A 17,552-nucleotide genomic window follows, 5' to 3' on the forward strand; every position below is an offset into this window, starting at 1 on the left:
CTCAGGCTGCTTTTAGACTTCGCTATTGAAAACATGAGAAATTATCTGAATGCCATGGTGTTAGCCGCATTCGCCACGTCGGCCGGCGCCGATGAACAGGTGCTGATCGATCAAAGCCGCCAACTCGTCAAGAGTTACGCTCAGCGTTTGCAAGCGGAGCTGCAGAAGGGTTTGCAGCGCGAAGGGCCGTTGCTGGCAATTCGCCGTTGCCATGCCGTGGCGCCAGCAATTAGCCAACAACTTAACCACGACGATTGGCGAGTTAGGCGGACGGCGCTACGCGTACGTAATCCGCTGAATCATGCGGACTCCTGGGAACGGGCGGTGCTACAACAGTTCGAGCAGCGCCGGCGGCAGGGCGAAAAGATCGCCGCTTTGGAATATCATGAAATCGTGGAGCGCGACGGCGACCGCTATTTTCGTTACATGAAGGCGATCCCGACCCAAGCCCTTTGTTTGACCTGTCATGGCGAGCATATCGCTGGTCAACTCGGAGACGAACTGCGCAAACTCTACCCCGATGACCAGGCAACAGGATTCGGCCTCGGCGACATCCGCGGCGCTTTTACCGTCAGCCGGCAATTGGACTGATGCAGATCCGACTGACCGATCTGGGCCGGCAGGATTATCAAACTGTCTGGCGGCAAATGCAGCGATTCACGGCAAACAGGACGGCGGAAACCGATGACGAAATTTGGCTGGTCGAGCACCCGCCGGTTTATACCCTGGGCCTGAACGGCAAGCGCGAACATATCCTCGGCTTGAGCGATATTCCGGTGGTGGAAAGCGATCGTGGCGGTCAGGTGACTTACCACGGACCGGGACAGCTGGTCGTTTATTTGCTGGCCGATTTGCGCAGGTTGAAATTGGGGCCGCGACAACTGGTCACGATACTGGAAAATGCTATGATAAAGGCTTTGGCCCAATATGGCATCGAGTCTCAAGCCAGGGCGGAAGCTCCCGGCGTCTATGTGGCCGACAGGAAAATCGGATCGGTCGGTCTGCGCATCAAAAATGGGTGCAGTTATCACGGCTTGAGCTTGAACAACAATATGGATTTGACGCCGTTTCGGCATATCAATCCCTGCGGTTATGCCGGTCTTGCGGTCACGCAGTTGGTCGAGGAAGGCGTCGACATTTTTACTCACGAACTGGCTGTGCCGGTTGTCCACGACATCATCAAGGCTATCGAAACATGAAGCTGAATGCCCCCTCGAGAGCGACCCCTGAAACCCACCAACGCAATGCCGATAAGTTGTCCAGGATTCCGGTCAAGGTGGAAAAAACGGGAACCCTGCTGCGCAAACCAGACTGGATTCGGATCAGGGTGTCGGCCAGCGATAAAGTCGCCCATATCAAGCAATCGTTGAGAGCGAATAGCCTGCATACGGTATGCGAGGAGGCGGCCTGCCCGAATCTTGGCGAATGTTTCAGTCACGGCACGGCGACTTTCATGATCATGGGCGATTTATGCACCCGGCGTTGCCCGTTCTGCGACGTCGCCCATGGCAAACCGCAAGCGCTGGACCGGCAGGAACCCGAGAATTTGGCCGCCACGATCGAGCAAATGGGGCTCAGGTACGTCGTGATTACCTCGGTCAATCGAGACGATTTGAGAGACGGTGGCGCCGGGCACTTTGCCGATTGCATCGAAGCCATACGGCGACGAACGCCTGCCACCAAAATCGAAATTCTGGTGCCGGATTTTCGGGGGAGGCAGCAAGTCGCCATCGATATTCTCGGTCGCCAACCTTGCGATGTCTTCAATCATAATCTGGAGACCATTCCCCGCCTGTATCGGGAGGCCAGGCCCGGCGCCGATTATCAAGAATCGCTGCAGTTGTTGAAACAATTCGGCCAACAGCATCCGCAAATACCGACCAAATCCGGTTTGATGGTGGGTATCGGCGAAACCGAAGCGGAAGTGGTCGAGGTGATGAAGGATTTGTTGCAACATGGCTGTAGCATGTTGACGCTGGGGCAATATCTGCAGCCGAGCAAGGACCACTTGGCGGTGAAAGAATACATCACGCCAGCGCAATTCGATCGCTATGCCGATATTGCCAAGGAACTCGGTTTCAAGCAAGTCGCCAGCGCGCCGCTGGTACGCTCGTCTTATCACGCCGATCTTCAGGCCAAGGAGATTGTCGGCTCATGATTTTCGGTCTCGATGGAGATGCAATTATTGGGCAGGCGTAGCCTTGATCCAGTTAATCTCCATCGCGGTTTGCGGGCCGATGACGCACTGTTCCAGGTTTTCCGCCATGACCGATCTGTCGGTCAGCAAGGGAATGCGTGCCGCCATGATCTCGGCCTTTTCCTGCGGATAAGCGGCTGCCGCTCCGGATCGGCATAGCCGTTGGGGAAGACCGGTTCTCCATCGTTGTCGTATTTATCGGTCGCTCCCACCGTATGCAGCAGTTCATGGGCGATGACGATATTGTTCTGAGCTTCCTGGTTTTCCGACGCGAAGGCATGCACCACCGCTAGGAGCCCTTTGTCCAGCCCCAGCGAATGTTGCAGTTTTTTGCCCTTATGCGCCTCGTGATAATGGGCGAAGACGCGAATCCGCCGTAAATTGGACTTGTCATCGGGGGTATGGCGATAGGCCCAATAGCGGAATCGAAGCCCCCACCAGATGATTGAAAGGATGTTGCTGTCCGGCCTGGGGGATGCCGGAGGGTGTTTTCGTAACGTCGGACCTAGCGTCACCCTGAAAGGCGTCGGGGTATTCAATTGATAAAATTCCGCTTCGCTCTGAAAAAAGCGATCGATATCGCTAAAAACGGCGCTATCCAGCGTTTGGATGTATTGCTCAACCTCCTGGCTATTTTCGCCATTGATCGGAAAAACTACGACTTCCAGTGGCTTGATCCAGGTACGGGATTTGATTTTTTGCGTTTTCGCATAAAATGCCACGGCGACGAAAATCAGCAATAATGCACTTATGCGAAATGCCCGGAACCATCGCATCATTCGGTCATGGATAGCGTGACTTCTAGGGCTTGTTTGTCGACGATATGGAAACCGCGGATCTCCAATACGCCTTTGGTATTCAGTGAGATGATTAAATACAAGGCTTCCGGATATTCGGCCATATCGAGATCCGTCGCGGAGGGTTCGGCCGGTGTGCTCGGGTGCGAGTGATAAATGGCAAACAGTTCCTCGCCGTTATCCCGCATTTGCTTGAAGGCGGCGATGTGCTGTTTGGCATTCAGTTGAAAACGGCTGGCGGGATTGGAGGCGGTATTCTCGATCGGATAACAATTGACCGCGATGCCGTCTTTGCCGCCAATCAGCCCGCAGACTTCGGCCCTGGGTGAAATCTGTGCTTGGTGGAGCAATTGCGTGGTTATTTTTCTCGATAACTGAATTTCTTTCTTGAGCATGCTAGATCCCGTTCAAATGTTTAAGAAGCATGAAGCAAAGCGGTATTCATCAGGTTCCATGGCGACTGGTTAATCTTTAACGCAGCCATGATCAGCCCTATCTAGACAGCCGGAGCAGGCCGCGCCGGAGCGACGCATTTGCCATCATTTGCTAGTCAGGGCGCCAAATTCCGCTGGTGACCCTGGGGTTACCGGACAGATCCCGATGCGTTTCGATCTGCTGGTAATGACAGGAAGCAAAAATCTCCTGTACGGCGTGTTGTTGATTATAGCCGTGTTCAATCAATAAATGGCCGCCTTTGTTTAAATGCTGCCTGGCTTGTTGGGCCAGCGTTCGGATGTCACGAAGACCTTGTTCCGGGGATATCAATGCGTATTCCGGTTCGTGGCGGACGTCGCCTCGCCGTAAATGGGGATCGTCTGCCGCGATATAAGGGGGATTGCTGACGACTAGGTCGAAATCATGCTCGGCAATGGCCTCGAACCAGTTTGACTCGACAAAGCGAATGTTACGCAATCGATAGCGCTCGGCATTGGCGTGGGCGATTTTCAGGGCGGCTTGGCTGCGGTCGCTGGCGGTGACTTGCGCCTCCGGCCGTTCCGCGGCCAGAGTAATGGCGATGATGCCCGAACCGGTGCCGAGGTCGATGAGTCTGGCCGGCTGCTTTGGCGGAATCAATTGCAAACTCAATTCGACCAATAATTCGGTATCGGGCCTGGGGATAAGCACGTCCGGCGTGACCTCGAATTCCCGTGACCAGAATTCCCGCTTACCGACGATATAAGCGATCGGCAGTCCTTGCCGGCGTTGAGCGAGTAGTTGGCGGAAGGCCTCCCGTTGTGCTTGTGTCGGTATTTTTTCGGGCCAGGTTCTTAGGTAGGTCCGCGGTTTGTGCAAACAATGGCACAACAAGATTTCGGCATCGAGCAGGGGCGATTCGGAGATGCCCTCGAGGCTGGCGCAAGCATCCGCCAATAACGACTGTATGTCGGCGTTAGTCATTGCCCAGTTGGGTCAGCAATTCGGCTTGATGCTCGTGAATCAAGGGTTGGATGACATGTTCCAGGCCGCCTTGCATGATTTCTTCCAGTTTATATAGCGTCAGGTTGATGCGGTGGTCGGTCATTCGTCCTTGCGGATAGTTGTAGGTGCGGATCCGTTCGGAGCGGTCGCCGCTGCCGACTTGCAGTTTGCGGTTTTGCGCCTGTTCGGCCTGCTGTTTTTCTTGTTCCGCGACCAACAGGCGCGACTGCAGCAGCGACATCGCGCGGGCCTTGTTTTTGTGCTGCGAACGCTCGTCCTGGCATTCGACCACGACGCCGGTCGGCAAGTGGGTGATGCGGATGGCCGAGTCCGTGCGGTTGACGTGCTGGCCGCCGGCACCGGAGGCACGGAATGTGTCGATGCGTAAATCGGCGGGGTTGATCTCGAATTCGTCGATACTGTCGACTTCCGGCATCACCGCGACGGTGCAGGCGGAGGTGTGCACGCGGCCCTGCGATTCGGTTTCAGGTACCCTTTGCACGCGGTGGGCGCCGGATTCGAATTTCAATTGCGAATACACGTTTTGTCCGCTTACGCGCATGATAATTTCTTTATAGCCGCCATGTTCGCCGCGGTTTTCCGAGATGATTTCGATTTGCCAGCCTTGTTTTTCGGCATAGCGTTGATACATTTTGGCCAGATCGCCGGAAAAAATCGCCGCCTCGTCGCCGCCGGTGCCGGCCCGTATTTCCAAAAAGATGTTGCGGGTATCGTTAGGGTCTTTAGGCAGTAACAAGATCTGTAACTGTTGTTCCAGTTCTTCTTGGCGCCGTTCGGTCTGCTCTATCTCCTCTTTGGCCATTTCCCGCAGTTCCGGGTCGGAATCCTTGGCCATTTCCCGGGCGGCAGCCAGATTATCCTCGTTGGCCTGGTATTTTTTATAGCAATTGACCAATGGGTCCAATTGCGCATATTCCTGGCTCAATGAGCGAAATTTATTTTGCTCGGCTTGGATTTCGGGTTGCGACAGCAATGCCGAGATTTCTTCGAAGCGTTCGCTTAAATTGTCCAGTTTGACTTGTATTGAGGGTTTCATCGAAAGTTTTACAATTTGAACAGTTCTCGTGCCGCGGCAATCAGATCCGGCCTTTCGTTGGCGCCGGCCTCGCGTAATTGCGCGCTCGGAGTATGGATCAGTTTATTGGTCAGCGTATGAGCCAGCCGGGTCAGCGTCTCCTCGGGTGAGGCGCCGTTGCGCAATTGCGCCAGGGCCCTTTGCAATACCTCGTCCCGTGCCAATTCCGCCTGGCTACGGTAATCGCGGATGGTCGACTGGGCGCCTTGCGAGCGCATCCAGGCGAGAAAATGCTCGACTTCGGTGTCGATGATTTCTTCCGCCTGTTCGGCCGCCCGCCGCCGCGAGTCCATGTTTTCATTGATGGTGTTTTGTAAATCGTCGACGGTATAGAGATACACGTCGCGTAATTGTTCGACCTCGGCTTCGATATCGCGGGGGACCGCCAAGTCGACCATGAACATCGGCTTGTGTTTGCGTTTTTTGATGGCGCTTTCCACCCGGCCTTTGCCCAGAATCGGCAATTGGCTGGCGGTGGACGAGACGACGATGTCGGCTTCGGCCAGATGAGAAGGCAATTCCGACAGGGCGATGGCATAGCCGTCAAATTGGCTGGCCAGGGTATGGGCCTTGTCGAAAGTGCGATTGGCGATGATGATGCGGCCGATACCGTGTTGATGCAGGTGGCGGGCGGTCAGTTCGATCGTTTCGCCGGCGCCGATCAATAATGCGGTTTGCTCGCTGAGCTTGTCGAAAATTTGCTGGGCCAATTGCACGGCGGCAAAGGCCACGGAAACTGGGCTGGAGCCTATCGCGGTGTCGGTGCGGACTTTCTTGGCAGCGGAAAAGGTATGCTGAAACAACTTACTCAGGTTTTTGCCTAAGGTGCCGGCTTCGTGAGCGGCTTGATAGGCGTTTTTCATTTGCCCCAGGATTTGCGGCTCCCCTAGCACCATCGAGTCGAGGCCGCAAGCGACTCGAAACATGTGGCGGATGGATTGGCTGTCCTTATGGCGATATAAGTAGGGGATGAAACCGTTGGGCTCGATATTCTTGTTGCCGGCAATCCATTTGATAAGATTGTCTTGATTATCTGCTTCCGAATAATAATAGAATTCGGTGCGATTGCAGGTGGATAAAATGGCCGCTTCGGTTATGTCTAGCTGCTTGCGAAGGCTTTGTAGCGCGCTATGCAAGACTTCGGCAGGGAAGGCTAGTCGTTCGCGGATAGCGACCGGAGCCGAATTGTGATTAATCCCTACAGCAAGAAATGTCATTGAGCGTGAAACAACCGTATAATAAAAACCGCATATTCTAAGGAATATAACGACTTTGTCCAAATGGAATCAATCACCAGTCTGAAACCATGCGTTTTTCTGCTACTCTATAGCAGTTATATTTCAATACCTAATGGTCTGTATCAATGAATAGATGGATAGAAATAATACTAGTCTGCGCAATGCTCGCCGGCTGTGCGAGTTCTTCTGAAAAGCCTATTGAACATGACACGCAAGCGCCAGACGAAAAACAGACCGTTGCGTCACTCGAGGAAAACGAACCCGAAACCGAAACCTTTATCGAGCCTAAAGTGTTGTATCTGTTGCTGGCGGCCGAGTTGGCCGGGCAGCGCCATCAATATGAGGTTGCGTTGGATGGTTATTTGCAGGCGGCGAAACTGGTAGATGACCCGCGTATTGCCGAGCGAGCGGCAAAAATCGGGTTATTTTTAAAAGATGCGCGACACACGAGGGAGGCCGTCAAACTATGGTTGGAACGAGAGCCGGACAATTTGGCCGCCAGAAAACTCGCTGTGTTGGCGGCCTTGCAAAATGGCGATAAGGATAAGGCGGTGGAGCATCTCAATGCGGTGTTGCGCTTGGATCCGGCCGGTTTCGAGGCGACCTTGGTGGAGATGAATAAAGTGATGGCAAAAAATGGAAGGGATGCCTTTGCCTATGAGGTGTTGGATGAATTGGCGCGGCAGCATCCCGATCAAGCCAGTATCTTCTTTGTACAGGCCTTGCTGGCTTCGCATATGCGGCAGAATGACTTAGCCCTGGAAAAAAACACTAAGGCATTGGAATTACAGCCGGACTGGGGGAAAGCATTGGTTTTACAAGCCCAGTTGTATGGCAGGGCGGGAGATTTGAAGGCGGCGAGAGAGTATCTGGAAAAAGCGTTGCGGCAATCGCCTGGCGACGACAAGATAAGAAAAATGCTGGCTCAGGTGTTGCTTGATACCGAGGCATACGATGATGCCGTGGAATTATACCAAGAAGTGTTGGAGGATAAGCCGGATGACGGTGAAAGCCGCTTCGCCATCGCCTTGATTTATTTGCAGCAAAAAGAATTGGGGCGGGCCGAAAAATATTTGCGAGAGCTGTTGCATGACCCTGTTTGGGAAGCGCAGGCCAGTTTCTACCTGGGGCGCATCGAATACAATCGAGAACATTATGCCAAGGCCTTGGCCTGGTTTGATAAGGTCACGCAAGGGCCCATGGTTTTCGATGCGAAAATGGCGGCCGTGTCGTTGTTATTGGGGCAAAAGCGTTTTGCCGAGGCGGCCGAACGCATTGCCGCGATGGAGAGGGATTATCCTCAGCAACACCTTCGGATATTGCTGGTCAAGGCCGAGATGTACAACGAGACCGGAGAGCATCGGAAAGCGTTCGATCTGTTGACCGACGCTTTGCGGAGCCACCCCGATAGCAGGGATTTGCTATATACCAGAGCGCTGGTTGCCGAACGCATCGATCGCCTGGACGTGTTGGAAAGCGATTTATTGAAAATTTTGGCGAAGAATCCCGATGATGTCGGCGCGCTGAATGCCTTGGGCTATACTCTCGTCGACCGAACCGAACGCTACCAGGAGGCGGAGGCTTATTTGCAAAAAGCATTGCAATTGCAGCCAGACGAGGCGGTGATTATCGATAGTTATGGTTGGTTGCAATACAAACTCGGCAATACCGAAGCGGCGTTGAAATATTTGCGGCAGGCCTACGATAAACAGCCGGAAAACGAAATCGCGGCGCATCTGGCCGAAGTGCTGTGGGTAACAGGCGAACGCGGCGTAGCCAGGCGCATGATTGAGAAAGCATTGCAAAAATCGCCCGATGATCGTTATCTGCTGGAGTTTAAAAAACGCTTTTTACAGGGTAAGGAATGAAGTTTGGCGCGGTTTGCCTGATTGTTGTCGCTATTTCATTGGTGGGGTGCGCCCGGCAGCCGGTGACGTCCGTGCAGGCATACCGTATGCAGAAAATGGAACATTGGTATGGGCAGACCCACTGGCAAATCGATGGCAGGCTGGGCGTCGTGACTGAACGTGACTCGTTTTCCGGTAGCATCAACTGGAGGCATGAGCCGGGTCGAGACCTGATCAATATGGCCGGGCCTCTGGGGCAAGGGCGGATTTCGTTGGACGTGACCGATGGGCGGGTGGTGGTCAATGATGGCGAACAGGTCCGGGTTTACCGGGATTCGGTGGATCAATTGCTGCTAAGGCAATGGGGGGTCGATGTGCCGGTTCAGGCGTTGCGATTCTGGCTGCTCGGATTGGCGCAGCCCAGGGTCGATTATCAGGAAAGTGAATTGGGTTTCAGGCAACATGGTTGGCGGGTGGTCTTTCGCCAGTTGCAAGAGGTGGATGGCGGCTGGCTCCCGCGGAAAATCAGCATGGAAAAAAACAATAACAAGCTTAAGTTAATCGTGGATCGTTGGGAAATATAGTGGCAGAAGAGGGTGTAATAGATAACGTGTGGGACCAAAAATGGCCGGCGCCGGCCAAGTTGAATTTGATGCTGAGGATTACCGGACGCCGTCAGGATGGTTACCATTTGCTGCAAACCGTTTTTCAGATGTTGGATTGGTGCGATTGGCTGACTTTTCATCCACTTGAAGAAGACAGGGTCTGTTTGCGGAAAGCAATTCCTGGGGTTGATGAACAGGACGATTTGACCGTTCGCGCCGCCAAGCTGTTGAAGGAGGTGGCCGGGTGCCGGCGCGGTGTCTGCATCGAGGTGGAAAAAAATCTGCCCATGGGAGGCGGTCTTGGTGGCGGCAGTTCCGATGCCGCTACCACCCTGGTCGTGTTGAATAAATTGTGGGGCTTGGGGCTAACAGTCGATGAGTTGATGGAGATGGGTTTGCGGTTGGGGGCCGACGTGCCGGTGTTCGTCTTCGGGTGCGCCGCCTGGGGAGAAGGCGTTGGCGAGGAATTAAAGGAAATTGTCTTGCCGGAACAATGGGTTGTGATCATAAAGCCGGACGTGCATGTCGATACGGGTAAAATTTTTCAACATAAAGATTTGACAAGGGACAGTAATTCCATCACAATAGCCGACTTTCTTGCAGGGGATCAGGTGAATGATTGTCTTCCTGTTGTCCGCAAGCTATATCAGTCTGTAGAAGATGCATTGTTAGCCTTGTCCGGTTTCTCTGAGGCGAGGTTGACTGGCACGGGCGCCTGTGTTTTTGCGCAGTTTTCCTCGGAGCAAGAGGCGAGGGATGCGGCGAAAAAATTGCAGGCTGACGAATGGCGGGTTTATTTGGCTAAGGGGTTGAATAAGTCGCCATTATATCAGAAGCTTGATCTATTTTAGAGGCTGAGTTCAATTTTTGGGCTGTCGCCAAGCGGTAAGGCACGGGGTTTTGATCCCCGCATACCCAGGTTCGAATCCTGGCAGCCCAGCCATTTTGTCTCCATGAATAATCTCTTTGGGAGTCCTTGAATGAGTGATGCCTCGATGATGGTATTCTCAGGTAATGCCAACAAGGCGTTGTCTGAAGGTATTGTCAGGAAGCTGAATATGCGCCTTGGAATGGCGACGGTGGCTCGCTTTAGTGATGGAGAAATATTCGTTGAGATCGAGGAAAATGTGCGGGGGAAGGATGTTTTTGTTATCCAGCCGACATGCTCGCCAACGAATGAAAATTTAATGGAAATGCTGGTGATGATCGATGCGTTAAAGAGAGCGTCGGCATCCCGTATTACGGCGGTAATTCCGTATTATGGCTACGCCAGGCAAGACCGTAGGTCGAGGTCCGCAAGGGTGCCGATCACGGCCAGGCTGGTGGCGGATATGATCGATAATGCCGGGGCCGACCGGGTTTTGACGGTTGACTTGCATGCCGATCAGATTCAGGGGTTTTTTGCGATACCCGTTGATAATGTTTATGCGTCGCCCATTTTATTGGGTGATGTGTGGCGGCAAAAATATGAGAATCTGATGGTTGTGTCGCCCGATGTGGGTGGTGTAGTCAGGGCTAGGGCGTTGGCAAAGCGCTTGGATGATGCGGATTTGGCCATTATCGATAAGCGGCGGCCGCGAGCAAATGTTTCGGAGATCATGCATATCATCGGGGATGTTGAAGGGCGTACCTGTGTTATGATTGATGACTTGGTGGATACGGCTGGAACCTTGTGTCATGCAGCGCATGCTTTGAAGCAGCATGGTGCGCTAAGGGTGGTAGCTTATTGTACGCATCCGGTTTTGTCGGGGTCTGCGGCTGAGAATGTCAGGAATTCGGTATTGGATGAGCTGGTTGTGACCGATACCATTCCTTTGACCGAGGAATTGCAGCAAATCGGCAAAATTAGGCAATTGAGTGTGGCTGAGATGCTGGCTGAAACGATTAGGCGGATTGCGGTAGGTGAGTCTGTCAGTTCGTTGTATGTTGATTAATAAAATAAATATTAAGTGAAGCTTGTAAAAGCAAGCCTTGGAGAAAAAGATGTCTAACGTATTTGAATTTGTCGCAGAAACTCGCGATATGTCAGGTAAAAGCGCAGCAAAAGCGGCTCGCCGTGAAGGTAAGGTGCCTGCGGTGATATACGGTGGAAATGGAGCTCCTGAAATGCTGGTTCTCGAGCATAATGAGGTCGTTAAGCATCTTGAGCATGAGGCAGTATATTCGCATATTCTCGATGTGAAGGTTGATGGTAAGACGCAAAAGGCCTTGTTGAAGGATGTGCAGCGTCATCCGGCCAAGCCGCAAGTTCTGCACGTGGATTTTATGCGTGTCGATGAATCGCATAAGGTGAAAATGCATGTGCCGTTGCATTTCATCAATGAAGATGTTTGTGCCGGCGTCAAATTGGGCGGTGTCGTGACTCATGCCATGGTGGATGTGGAGGTTGCGTGCATGCCTTCCGCGTTGCCCGAGTATTTGGAAGTAGATTTGGCCGGAGTAGGCTTGGGAGATGTCGTGCATCTTTCTGATATTGCGCTGCCTGCTGGCGTGGAAATTCCGCAATTATCTCATGGTGAGGACCATGACCATCCGGTTGCTCAGGTCATGAAGACGCGTGGACCTTCATCGGAAGAGTCTGAGGCGGAAGAAGAGTCGGCTGAATAGCGGCAATGATAAAGTTGATCGTTGGCCTGGGTAATCCGGGGCGACAATATGAAAAAACCCGGCATAACGCCGGGTTTTTGTTTTTGGAGCGGCTGGTCTCCGGTCTTGGGGGGGCTTGGCTTGAAGATGCTCGTTTTCAAGGGTTGCTCGCTGAAGTTTATATTGGCGGGCGTAAGGTATTGTTGCTAAAGCCGCAAACCTACATGAATAAAAGTGGAGAGGCGGTTGGCAAGATTGCCCGGTACTACAAATTGGATCCGCAAGAAATACTTGTTGTGCATGATGAGTTGGATTTTGATGAAGGGGTCGTCAGGATTAAAAAAGGTGGGGGGCATGCGGGGCATAATGGTTTGCGTGATATTATCGCGCATCTTGGAAGCAAGGAATTTTTGCGTCTAAGGGTGGGTATAGGTAGGCCGACTGTAGGTGTGCCGGTTGCCAATTATGTGTTGTCTAGGCCGGCGGCTGAAGAGATGGCTCGAATTGAAGGGAGCTTTGATAAGATAGAGAGTGTGATTGAGAAAATAATCGCGGCCGATGTTACGCAAGTGGCGAATTTATTGCACGGTTAAAAATTTTTCTGCAAAAAGCTTGTCTTCGTTTGGGTTGTTTTGTATTATTAGCGGCTCTTTAGAGAATGCGGTAGCAGAAAAAAGAAAAATAAAAAGTTGACTGTTTTGGATTATGTCTTCATAATGGTCAGCTTTCCGGTTCAGGAGGGGTTCCCGAGCGGCCAAAGGGATCAGACTGTAAATCTGACGGTTCTACCTTCGGAGGTTCGAATCCTCCCCCCTCCACCATCTTCAATTTGGAAAATTGCGGGTGTAGTTCAATGGTAGAACTCCAGCCTTCCAAGCTGATTACGTGGGTTCGATTCCCATCACCCGCTCCATTCGCAAATCCGGTAAAAGCTCATATAGCTCAGTAGGTAGAGCACTTCCTTGGTAAGGAAGAGGTCACCGGTTCAAATCCGGTTATGAGCTCCAGTTGTTAATTTAAAGTAAATGTTTGCTAGCAAGGTTTTTTTAAGATGGCTAAAGAAAAATTTGAAAGAACGAAACCGCACGTAAACGTAGGGACCATTGGCCACGTTGACCACGGTAAAACCACATTAACAGCGGCATTGACGAAAGTAATGGCGGAAAAGCATGGTGGTGCGGCCAGAGCTTTCGATCAGATTGATAATGCACCGGAAGAGCGTGAGCGTGGTATTACCATTGCAACTTCTCACGTGGAATACGAATCGGATACCCGACACTACGCCCACGTGGACTGCCCGGGACACGCCGACTATGTCAAGAACATGATTACCGGCGCGGCGCAAATGGATGGTGCGATTCTGGTTTGTTCGGCTGCTGACGGTCCGATGCCGCAAACGCGTGAGCATATCCTGTTGTCCAGGCAGGTAGGTGTTCCTTATATCGTGGTGTTCCTGAATAAAGCCGACATGGTTGACGACGAAGAGTTGATCGAGTTGGTTGAAATGGAGGTTCGCGAATTGCTGAACCAGTACGAATTCCCAGGTGACGATACGCCAATCATCATTGGTTCCGCGCTGAAGGCGCTGGAAGGCGATACCAGCGACATTGGTGTGCCGGCGGTTGAAAAGTTGGTCGAGGCGTTGGACACCTATATTCCGGAGCCGAAACGGGCGGTCGACGGTCCATTCCTGATGCCAATCGAAGATGTCTTCTCAATTTCTGGTCGTGGTACGGTAGTGACCGGTCGGGTAGAGCGCGGTATTATTAAAGTGGGTGAAGAGGTCGAGATCGTCGGCATCAAAGAAACCACCAAAACCACTTGTACCGGTGTTGAAATGTTCCGCAAATTGCTGGATCAAGGCGAGGCCGGTGATAACGTAGGTGTTCTGTTGCGGGGCACCAAGCGTGACGAAGTAGAGCGTGGTCAAGTACTGGCGCACGTTGGCACCATCAAGCCGCACACGCACTTCAAGGCCGAAATCTACGTCTTGTCGAAAGATGAGGGTGGTCGCCATACGCCATTCTTCAATGGATATCGTCCACAGTTCTACTTCAGAACCACGGATGTAACCGGTGCGGTAGAGTTGCCGGAAGGCGTGGAAATGGTCATGCCGGGCGACAACGTGACCGTAGAAGTCAAGCTGATCGCGCCGATCGCGATGGACGATGGTCTTCGTTTCGCGGTACGTGAAGGTGGCCGTACCGTCGGTGCGGGTGTTGTTGCTTCAATTATTGAATAATAGTTGATTAATGTCTGGAGCTGGTATATCATGTCCAGCTCCATTAGGTTTTCTGGATTAGGTCAGTAGTTCAATTGGTAGAGCAGCGGTCTCCAAAACCGCAAGTTGGGGGTTCGAGTCCCTCCTGGCCTGCCATTCAGAGAATTGTCTAAAATTCACTTCATGTTGGTCTAAATGAACGCACAAGCAGAAGACTCAACCTCGATCGCGGATATTGTAAAGCAGGTGTTTTCACTTGGCTTTGTTGTTGTCGGGTTGGCTGCATTTTATTATTTCTCCGAATTTTCCTTGCTTTATCGAGTTTTGGCTTTAGTGGCGGTAATCGCTGTAGCATTGGGTTTGTTGTTGACGACGGCGGTTGGGCGTAATGTGTGGGCTTTCACCTTGGAGTCCAAGCAAGAAGTTAGAAAGGTTGTATGGCCGACACGCGAAGAAACTATCAGAACAACGTTGCTTGTGTTCGGAATGGTTTTTGTGGTTGGCTTGGTTCTGTGGTTGCTCGATATGTTTTTATTTTGGGGTATTCGTTTGCTAACGGGTCAAGGTGGCTAACATGGCGCTTCGCTGGTATGTCGTTCATGCTTATTCGAACTTTGAGAACAAAGTAAAGCAGGCTCTGGAAGAAAGAATAGAACGAGAGGGTTTGCAGAAGTACTTCGGTAAAATATTGGTCCCCACTGAAGAAGTTGTGGAGATGAAGATGGGGCAGCAGCGGAAAAGTGAAAGAAAATTCTTTCCGGGTTACGTGCTGGTACAAATGGAGCTGACAGACGAGACCTGGCATCTGGTTCGGAATGTGCCAAGAGTTTTAGGGTTTATTGGAGGTACCTCCGATAGGCCGTCGCCGATTTCCGATAAAGAAGCTAACTCAATTTTGAACAGGGTTGAAGAGGGTGTAAATAAGCCAAGGCCTAAGGTGCTGTTCGAGGCTGGAGAGGTGATCAGAATTATCGATGGTCCGTTCAAAGACTTTAATGGAAATATTGAAGAAGTAAATTACGAGAAAAATCGGTTGCGGGTATCTGTGCTGATTTTTGGTCGATCTACGCCGGTTGAGTTGGAATTCAATCAGGTAGAAAAAATCTAATAGTTTCAAGATGATTTATCTAATCCCTGTTCCCTTAGCGTGGACAGGGATTTTTGTATCTTAGGGGAGCTGAAAAGCGTTTGAACCCAATTGGAGTAAAAAATGGCAAAAAAAATAGATGCATATATAAAGCTGCAGGTAAAAGCGGGAGAAGCAAACCCCAGTCCACCCGTAGGTCCGGCATTAGGACAGCGTGGTGTCAATATTATGGAGTTTTGCAAGGCCTTCAATGCTAAAACGCAGGATATGGAAAAAGGCTTGCCCATTCCGGTCGTGATAACTGTTTATAACGACAAAAGTTTTACCTTCATAACAAAAACGCCACCGGCTTCAATTTTGTTGATGAAGGCGGCAGGCGTCAAGAAAGGCAGCAGTACGCCGAATTCCGCCAAGGTTGGAACCGTAACCCGGGCACAATTGGAAGAAATTGCTAACACGAAAATGCCAGATCTGAACGCGGCTAACTTGGAGGCGGCCGTCAGAATTATCGAGGGCAGTGCGCGTAGCATGGGGCTGACTGTGGAGGGTATGTAATGGCCAAACTAAGCAAAAAAGCAAAACAAATTAAGGCGAAAGTCGATAAGAGCAAGCAATATAGCATTGCCGAGGCTGTTGCGTTGTTAAAGGAATTCGCCAACAGTAAATTCGACGAGTCAGTCGACGTCAGTGTTAATCTGGGTATAGATCCGAGAAAATCCGATCAGAATGTTCGCGGTGCCTCCGTTCTTCCTAACGGCACCGGTAAAACAGTTCGCGTGGCCGTTTTTACGCAAGGCCCAAATGCGGATGCAGCGAGAGAGGCAGGCGCCGATGTCGTGGGTATGGATGATTTGGCCGAGCAAGTCAAAAAAGGTGAAATGGATTTTGACGTTGTGATTGCTTCTCCCGATGCGATGCGCGTTGTGGGTCAATTAGGTCAAATTTTGGGGCCGAGAGGTCTGATGCCGAACCCTAAAGTGGGTACCGTCACACCGGATGTTGCTACTGCGGTAAATAATGCCAAATCCGGTCAGGTTCGTTATCGCGCGGATAAAGGCGGCATCGTGCATTGCTCGATCGGCAAAGTGTCATTTGACCCGGCGGCTATCCAGCAGAATTTAGAATACTTGGTGGCGGACCTGAAAAAAGCCAAACCGGCTGCCGCAAAAGGTGTTTATTTCAAAAAAATATCGCTATCGTCAACGATGGGGCCAGGCGTGTGTCTGGATCAAAGTAGCATTGCGATGTAATTATTTTAAGAACTTTGGGTTGCCGGGTTGCTGGCAACCGTCAAAGACCGTAGGTGCGCAAGCTTAATGTCCTACGCAGACGGAAGCTTTGACCGGTATGAACTGGTAAAAGGGACCGTAAAGGGGTATCCGAAGGATACATTTTGTTCATTTCGAAGATTAACCTCTTCGGAACCATGCTCGGAGGTAAACTGTGGCATTAAGATTAGATGACAAAAAAACCGTCGTCGAAGAAGTTGCTGCAATCGCCGCTCAGGCTCACTCTGCTGTTGCTGCGGAATACCGCGGTTTAACCGTGACCGAATTGACAGAGTTGCGTAAAAAAGCGAGAGAGACAGGCGTTTATCTGCGTGTGGTCAAGAATACACTGGCTAGAAAAGCTGTCGAGGGAACTGAGTTTGAATGCATGAAAGAAGGCCTGGTTGGCCCGCTTATTCTTGCATTCTCCATGGAAGATCCCGGATGTGCAGCTCGATTAGTCAGTGAATTTTCCAAAGAGCACGACAAATTAATAGCCAAAGTCGTTTCCATCGGTGGTGAGTTGTATGACGCCTCCGAACTGAAACGTCTGGCGGATCTGCCGACTTATGATCAGGCTGTCAGCATGCTGATGTCTGTGATGAAAGCACCGGTCGAAAAATTTGTTCGTACTTTGGCAGAGCCTCACGCTAAATTGGTCCGCACTGTGGCTGCGATTAAAGACCAAAAAGAAGCGGCATAAGCTAACTTTTACACCAGTTTTAAACCAATTAATATAGAGGAAACAATAATGGCACTTTCTCAAGAAGAAATCTTGGATGCGATCTCAAACATGAGCGTTATGGAGGTCGTAGATCTGATCTCTGCAATGGAAGAAAAATTCGGCGTTTCTGCTGCGGCTGCCGTTGCCGTAGCGGCTCCAGCTGCTGGCGGTGACGCAGGCGCAGCTGCTGAAAAAACCGAATTCGACGTCGTAATGACTTCATTCGGTTCCAACAAAGTAGCTGTGATTAAAGCGGTTCGTGGCCTGACAGGTTTGGGCTTGAAAGAAGCTAAAGACGCCGTTGAAGGCGTACCAACTACACTGAAAGAAGGTGTAAGTAAAGATGATGCTGAAGCCGCTAAGAAAGAGCTGGAAGACGCAGGCGCTACAGTTGAAATCAAATAAGCATTTTAACTGAACGAAATAGGCTGTAAAGCCTAACTAAGCAGGGCTGGTGACACTCTTGG

At 51.4% G+C, this 17,552-nt stretch carries 22 protein-coding genes and 5 tRNA genes; 21 read left to right on the forward strand and 6 right to left on the reverse strand.

Features of this window, described 5'->3' with window-relative positions; all coding sequences use genetic code 11:
• Positions 1–33: 33 nt before the first annotated feature.
• The 3 genes from EP25_RS0115880 to lipA are packed head-to-tail and all read left to right on the forward strand — an operon-like array spanning position 34 to position 2,158.
• Complete coding sequence (locus EP25_RS0115880; protein ID WP_031434804.1) at positions 34–591, forward strand: Tll0287-like domain-containing protein; 558 nt, start codon at positions 34–36, stop codon at positions 589–591.
• Positions 591–1,199, forward strand: coding sequence for a lipoyl(octanoyl) transferase LipB (gene lipB / locus EP25_RS0115885; protein ID WP_031434805.1), 609 nt, complete (start codon positions 591–593; stop codon positions 1,197–1,199). Before EP25_RS0115880 ends, lipB begins: the two co-directional genes overlap by 1 nt.
• Entirely contained in the window at positions 1,196–2,158 is a 963-nt protein-coding gene (gene lipA / locus EP25_RS0115890; RefSeq protein WP_031434806.1) for a lipoyl synthase, read from the forward strand. Before lipB ends, lipA begins: the two co-directional genes overlap by 4 nt.
• 24 nt (positions 2,159–2,182) lie before the next feature.
• On the opposite strand, the gene EP25_RS24075 is transcribed toward lipA, so the two are convergent.
• The 6 genes from EP25_RS24075 to hemA form a co-directional block, all read right to left on the reverse strand.
• The gene (locus EP25_RS24075; protein ID WP_268745418.1) at positions 2,183–2,305 is read right to left on the reverse strand and encodes a hypothetical protein; all 123 of its coding nucleotides are present in this window, start codon (positions 2,303–2,305) and stop codon (positions 2,183–2,185) included.
• Positions 2,281–2,937 (reverse strand): hypothetical protein, encoded by a 657-nt coding sequence (locus tag EP25_RS22070; RefSeq protein ID WP_235185925.1) that lies wholly within the window; start codon positions 2,935–2,937, stop codon positions 2,281–2,283. Before EP25_RS22070 ends, EP25_RS24075 begins: the two co-directional genes overlap by 25 nt.
• Positions 2,938–2,972: 35 nt before the next feature.
• The gene (locus EP25_RS0115900; RefSeq protein WP_031434807.1) at positions 2,973–3,389 is read right to left on the reverse strand and encodes a Mov34/MPN/PAD-1 family protein; all 417 of its coding nucleotides are present in this window, start codon (positions 3,387–3,389) and stop codon (positions 2,973–2,975) included.
• Between the two features lie 151 nt (positions 3,390–3,540).
• Positions 3,541–4,392, reverse strand: a complete 852-nt coding sequence (prmC, locus tag EP25_RS0115905) for a peptide chain release factor N(5)-glutamine methyltransferase (protein WP_031434808.1) — start codon at positions 4,390–4,392, stop codon at positions 3,541–3,543.
• A complete protein-coding gene (prfA, locus tag EP25_RS0115910; RefSeq protein ID WP_031434809.1) occupies positions 4,385–5,470 on the reverse strand; it encodes a peptide chain release factor 1 in 1,086 nt (361 codons plus the stop codon). The genes prmC and prfA overlap by 8 nt, the downstream gene beginning before the upstream one ends.
• Before the next feature lie 8 nt (positions 5,471–5,478).
• On the reverse strand, positions 5,479–6,726 hold the full coding sequence (gene hemA / locus EP25_RS0115915; protein ID WP_031434810.1) for a glutamyl-tRNA reductase: 1,248 nt from the start codon (positions 6,724–6,726) through the stop codon (positions 5,479–5,481).
• Positions 6,727–6,872: 146 nt separating this feature from the next.
• Between hemA and EP25_RS0115920 the strand changes: the two genes are divergently transcribed.
• From EP25_RS0115920 to rplL, 18 genes are all read left to right on the forward strand, one after another.
• Positions 6,873–8,615, forward strand: coding sequence for a tetratricopeptide repeat protein (locus tag EP25_RS0115920; RefSeq protein ID WP_031434811.1), 1,743 nt, complete (start codon positions 6,873–6,875; stop codon positions 8,613–8,615).
• The gene (gene lolB, locus EP25_RS0115925; protein ID WP_031434812.1) at positions 8,612–9,178 is read left to right on the forward strand and encodes a lipoprotein insertase outer membrane protein LolB; all 567 of its coding nucleotides are present in this window, start codon (positions 8,612–8,614) and stop codon (positions 9,176–9,178) included. The genes EP25_RS0115920 and lolB overlap by 4 nt, the downstream gene beginning before the upstream one ends.
• Complete coding sequence (ispE, locus tag EP25_RS0115930) at positions 9,178–10,050, forward strand: 4-(cytidine 5'-diphospho)-2-C-methyl-D-erythritol kinase (RefSeq protein ID WP_268745419.1); 873 nt, start codon at positions 9,178–9,180, stop codon at positions 10,048–10,050. The genes lolB and ispE overlap by 1 nt, the downstream gene beginning before the upstream one ends.
• 17 nt (positions 10,051–10,067) lie before the next feature.
• Positions 10,068–10,142, forward strand: a tRNA-Gln gene (locus EP25_RS0115935).
• Positions 10,143–10,179: 37 nt separating this feature from the next.
• Positions 10,180–11,133: a ribose-phosphate diphosphokinase gene (locus EP25_RS0115940; protein ID WP_031434814.1), complete on the forward strand. Its 954-nt coding sequence runs from the start codon at positions 10,180–10,182 to the stop codon at positions 11,131–11,133.
• A gap of 49 nt (positions 11,134–11,182) precedes the next feature.
• Positions 11,183–11,806, forward strand: a complete 624-nt coding sequence (locus EP25_RS0115945) for a 50S ribosomal protein L25/general stress protein Ctc (protein WP_031434815.1) — start codon at positions 11,183–11,185, stop codon at positions 11,804–11,806.
• A gap of 5 nt (positions 11,807–11,811) precedes the next feature.
• Positions 11,812–12,378, forward strand: coding sequence for an aminoacyl-tRNA hydrolase (gene pth, locus EP25_RS0115950; protein WP_031434816.1), 567 nt, complete (start codon positions 11,812–11,814; stop codon positions 12,376–12,378).
• Between the two features lie 143 nt (positions 12,379–12,521).
• Positions 12,522–12,606, forward strand: a tRNA-Tyr gene (locus EP25_RS0115955).
• Positions 12,607–12,624: 18 nt separating this feature from the next.
• A tRNA-Gly gene (locus EP25_RS0115960) sits at positions 12,625–12,698 on the forward strand.
• A gap of 18 nt (positions 12,699–12,716) precedes the next feature.
• Positions 12,717–12,792: transfer RNA gene (locus tag EP25_RS0115965), tRNA-Thr, on the forward strand.
• Positions 12,793–12,836: 44 nt separating this feature from the next.
• A complete protein-coding gene (gene tuf, locus EP25_RS0115970) occupies positions 12,837–14,027 on the forward strand; it encodes an elongation factor Tu (protein ID WP_031434817.1) in 1,191 nt (396 codons plus the stop codon).
• A 59-nt stretch (positions 14,028–14,086) separates the two neighbouring features.
• Positions 14,087–14,162, forward strand: a tRNA-Trp gene (locus tag EP25_RS0115975).
• Positions 14,163–14,201: 39 nt separating this feature from the next.
• Positions 14,202–14,579 carry a preprotein translocase subunit SecE gene (secE, locus tag EP25_RS0115980; protein WP_031434818.1) on the forward strand — a complete coding sequence of 126 codons (378 nt, stop codon included), beginning with the start codon at positions 14,202–14,204 and terminating at the stop codon, positions 14,577–14,579.
• Position 14,580: 1 nt separating this feature from the next.
• Positions 14,581–15,114, forward strand: coding sequence for a transcription termination/antitermination protein NusG (gene nusG, locus EP25_RS0115985; RefSeq protein ID WP_031434819.1), 534 nt, complete (start codon positions 14,581–14,583; stop codon positions 15,112–15,114).
• A gap of 102 nt (positions 15,115–15,216) precedes the next feature.
• Entirely contained in the window at positions 15,217–15,648 is a 432-nt protein-coding gene (gene rplK, locus EP25_RS0115990; RefSeq protein WP_031434820.1) for a 50S ribosomal protein L11, read from the forward strand.
• Positions 15,648–16,343 carry a 50S ribosomal protein L1 gene (gene rplA / locus EP25_RS0115995; RefSeq protein ID WP_031434821.1) on the forward strand — a complete coding sequence of 232 codons (696 nt, stop codon included), beginning with the start codon at positions 15,648–15,650 and terminating at the stop codon, positions 16,341–16,343. Before rplK ends, rplA begins: the two co-directional genes overlap by 1 nt.
• Positions 16,344–16,536: 193 nt before the next feature.
• Positions 16,537–17,064: a 50S ribosomal protein L10 gene (gene rplJ, locus EP25_RS0116000; protein ID WP_031434822.1), complete on the forward strand. Its 528-nt coding sequence runs from the start codon at positions 16,537–16,539 to the stop codon at positions 17,062–17,064.
• Between the two features lie 48 nt (positions 17,065–17,112).
• Positions 17,113–17,490: a 50S ribosomal protein L7/L12 gene (gene rplL, locus EP25_RS0116005; RefSeq protein WP_031434823.1), complete on the forward strand. Its 378-nt coding sequence runs from the start codon at positions 17,113–17,115 to the stop codon at positions 17,488–17,490.
• Positions 17,491–17,552: the final 62 nt, after the last annotated feature.

Origin of the sequence: Methylomarinum vadi (genome assembly GCF_000733935.1) — a bacterium.
In the GTDB taxonomy this organism is placed as follows: domain Bacteria; phylum Pseudomonadota; class Gammaproteobacteria; order Methylococcales; family Methylomonadaceae; genus Methylomarinum; species Methylomarinum vadi.

Bases quoted from the DNA above. Each gene is read 5' to 3' on its own strand.
- EP25_RS0115880 (WP_031434804.1), top strand. From the start codon at position 34: ATGAGAAATTATCTGAATGCCATGGTGTTAGCCGCATTCGCCACGTCG.
- lipB (WP_031434805.1), top strand. From the start codon at position 591: ATGCAGATCCGACTGACCGATCTGGGCCGGCAGGATTATCAAACTGTC.
- lipA (WP_031434806.1), top strand. From the start codon at position 1,196: ATGAAGCTGAATGCCCCCTCGAGAGCGACCCCTGAAACCCACCAACGC.
- EP25_RS24075 (WP_268745418.1), bottom strand. From the start codon at position 2,305: ATGGCGGCACGCATTCCCTTGCTGACCGACAGATCGGTCATGGCGGAA.
- EP25_RS0115900 (WP_031434807.1), bottom strand. From the start codon at position 3,389: ATGCTCAAGAAAGAAATTCAGTTATCGAGAAAAATAACCACGCAATTG.
- prmC (WP_031434808.1), bottom strand. From the start codon at position 4,392: ATGACTAACGCCGACATACAGTCGTTATTGGCGGATGCTTGCGCCAGC.
- prfA (WP_031434809.1), bottom strand. From the start codon at position 5,470: ATGAAACCCTCAATACAAGTCAAACTGGACAATTTAAGCGAACGCTTC.
- hemA (WP_031434810.1), bottom strand. From the start codon at position 6,726: ATGACATTTCTTGCTGTAGGGATTAATCACAATTCGGCTCCGGTCGCT.
- EP25_RS0115920 (WP_031434811.1), top strand. From the start codon at position 6,873: ATGAATAGATGGATAGAAATAATACTAGTCTGCGCAATGCTCGCCGGC.
- lolB (WP_031434812.1), top strand. From the start codon at position 8,612: ATGAAGTTTGGCGCGGTTTGCCTGATTGTTGTCGCTATTTCATTGGTG.
- EP25_RS0115940 (WP_031434814.1), top strand. From the start codon at position 10,180: ATGAGTGATGCCTCGATGATGGTATTCTCAGGTAATGCCAACAAGGCG.
- EP25_RS0115945 (WP_031434815.1), top strand. From the start codon at position 11,183: ATGTCTAACGTATTTGAATTTGTCGCAGAAACTCGCGATATGTCAGGT.
- pth (WP_031434816.1), top strand. From the start codon at position 11,812: ATGATAAAGTTGATCGTTGGCCTGGGTAATCCGGGGCGACAATATGAA.
- tuf (WP_031434817.1), top strand. From the start codon at position 12,837: ATGGCTAAAGAAAAATTTGAAAGAACGAAACCGCACGTAAACGTAGGG.
- secE (WP_031434818.1), top strand. From the start codon at position 14,202: ATGAACGCACAAGCAGAAGACTCAACCTCGATCGCGGATATTGTAAAG.
- nusG (WP_031434819.1), top strand. From the start codon at position 14,581: ATGGCGCTTCGCTGGTATGTCGTTCATGCTTATTCGAACTTTGAGAAC.
- rplK (WP_031434820.1), top strand. From the start codon at position 15,217: ATGGCAAAAAAAATAGATGCATATATAAAGCTGCAGGTAAAAGCGGGA.
- rplA (WP_031434821.1), top strand. From the start codon at position 15,648: ATGGCCAAACTAAGCAAAAAAGCAAAACAAATTAAGGCGAAAGTCGAT.
- rplL (WP_031434823.1), top strand. From the start codon at position 17,113: ATGGCACTTTCTCAAGAAGAAATCTTGGATGCGATCTCAAACATGAGC.